A 2464-nucleotide genomic window follows, 5' to 3' on the forward strand; every position below is an offset into this window, starting at 1 on the left:
TGCGATGGGCGCTTGGGGCTGCAGCATGGCCGAGGCTGTGCGGGCGAACAGTTCGGGCGCGCGCCGAAATCGCATGGTCCTGGCCTCCCGACGCTGAGGCCACGCCGGCGGCGACGATGATCCGCCGGTCACGGGGGCAAGACAGCCGGTCCCCGGGGAGAGTGCGTATAAGGCGTAGAGCCGTCGCGCAGGGAATGCCGGTTGACCGGCTGGACCTGTGGTGACTGCCGCCTGCTTTCTTTTCTGCAGGCGGGCCATGGGTTGCGGCCAGCACCCGGCATTCCCTGCGCCCTCGTTTCATGGAGGGTGATATCGAGATGCTCAAGCTCGGGCAGATGATGCCGCGAGAACGATGCTCCGCGTTCTGCGATGGACGGTTGTGCGTCGAGCAGTGGGCAACCCATCCGTCGAATATGCACGTAAAAAGCAGGGGCCAAGGACATGATTCCGTAATTCTACGGGCGGAACAATTAACGTCGATGAAGCAGCCGATCAGGCATGGCAAGGGATCACAAGGAAAAGCGCTACGCCCTCATGAACTGGCCTGGGGATCCCACGAGCTCGAAGCGAACCGCAAGCGCCAGTCCGCTGGGCGCTTTCTTTCGTTGGATTGGCGGCTTCGGCGCCATCGAAGGCCTCGATGACGAGTCGCTCACGGAGCGCGACCGGCGGCGCATCCGGGCGCGGCAGATCGATGCGGTCGCGCGCCTGGTTCCGGTGACCATCGGCATCAACTTCGCCAACGCCGCGATCATTCTCGGCGTGTTCTGGAACGTCGTATCCAACCTCTTCCTCACCGCCTGGGGCGCCGCGATCGGCGTCGCCGGTGCGATGGCGTTGCGCGGCTGGTGGCGCGCGCGCAAGTCGCGGCCGCAGGAAGCGTCCAACCGTGCCATCAATCGCATGACGCTGCAGGCGTTCTTCCTGTCGGCGACCTGGGGATCGCTGCCGCTGATCGTGATGCCGCAGGTCGATCCAAATTTGCAGATCATCGTGGGCTCGCTGATGACCGGCATGATCTCCGGCGGCGCGTTCGCGATGTCGAGCGTGCCGCGCGCTGGCCTGACATACACCTGGACGCTGATGCTGTGCTCGGTCGGCTCGCTGTTCCTGTGCGGCGGCGCGACCTATCTGGTGCTGGTCGTCTTTCTGCTGCTCTACACATCGTTCATGGTGCGGCACCTGGTGTCGCACGGCAACGTGTTCCTGGAGAACCTGAAGGCGCAGCTCCGGCATGAGCGGCAGAACGAGACGATCTCGCTGCTGCTCAAGGAATTCCAGGAGAACGCCTCGAGCTGGTTGTGGCAGACCGACGCCGAGGGTCGCCTGATCGACGCGCCGCAGCGCTTCGCCGACGTGGCGCAATTGCCGCTCGATCAGCTCAAGGGCGAGCGTCTGATCGACACGCTGAAATATCTCTGCCCAACCGACACGGCAACGCTCAAGACACTCGCTGATCGCATGGCGCAGCGGCTCTCGATCCCCGAAATCCTGATCCATGTCGTGGTCGCCGGAGGCGAGCGTCGTCGCTGGGCGATCACGGCGCGGCCGGCGCGCGATTACGACGGCAAGTTCGCCGGCTATCGCGGCTTCGGCCGCGACGTCACCGAGCGCTGGCGCGCCGAGCAGGCGGAGGCCGAAAGCCGCGCCAAGTCCGACTTCCTGGCGATGATGAGCCACGAGATCCGCACGCCGATGAACGGCGTGCTCGGCCTCGCCTCGACCTTGCTGGAGACCAAGCTCGACGATGATCAGCGTCACGCCGTGATGACGATCCGCGAGTCCGGCGACAATCTGCAGCGCATCCTCAACGACATTCTCGACCTGTCGAAGCTGAATGCCGGCAAGCTCGAATTCGAGACCGTGGACTTCTCGCCAGCGGCGCTGGTCGAGGCGGTCACCGCCATCATCGGCGTGAACGCCAAATCGAAGAGCCTGCTGGTCAATGCCGACATCGATCCGAAGCTGCCGCCGTCGCTCAAGGGCGATGTCGCGCGCATTCGCCAGGTCTTGATCAACCTCGCGTCCAACGCGGTGAAGTTCACCGAGCAGGGCGGCGTCACGATCGCAGTCGCCTGCCGCACGCGCGATGATAACAAGGCGACCATCGAGTGGCGCGTGTCCGACACCGGCATGGGCATTCCCGCCGATCGCGTCGGCAAGCTGTTCACCGATTTCGCCCAGGCCGATGCCTCGATCAACCGGCGCTTCGGCGGCACCGGCCTCGGGCTTGCGATCTCCCGCCGCATCATCGAGCAGATGGGCGGCACGATCGCCGTCTCCTCAGTGCAGGGCGAGGGCTCGACCTTCCGCTTCAGCCTGACCTTGCCGTGGAGCGACAAGCAGATCTCCGATCAGCGCGGCGACCGCGTCGGCGCCGGCGACCTGAAGACGCGCATCGAGGGGCTCGGCCGTCCGCTCCGCGTCCTGATCGCCGAGGACGATGCCACCAACCGCATGGTGG

Annotated in this window: 1 protein-coding gene; it reads left to right on the forward strand. The window is 65.3% G+C overall.

What is annotated here, in order from left to right:
• Nucleotides 1-534 precede the first annotated feature (534 nt).
• A partial coding sequence (locus BRAO375_RS21470; protein WP_035641581.1) for an ATP-binding protein occupies nt 535-2464 on the forward strand: 1930 nt, incomplete at its 3' end.

It is taken from the genome of Bradyrhizobium sp. ORS 375, from assembly GCF_000239775.1.
Classification (GTDB): Bacteria; Pseudomonadota; Alphaproteobacteria; order Rhizobiales; family Xanthobacteraceae; genus Bradyrhizobium.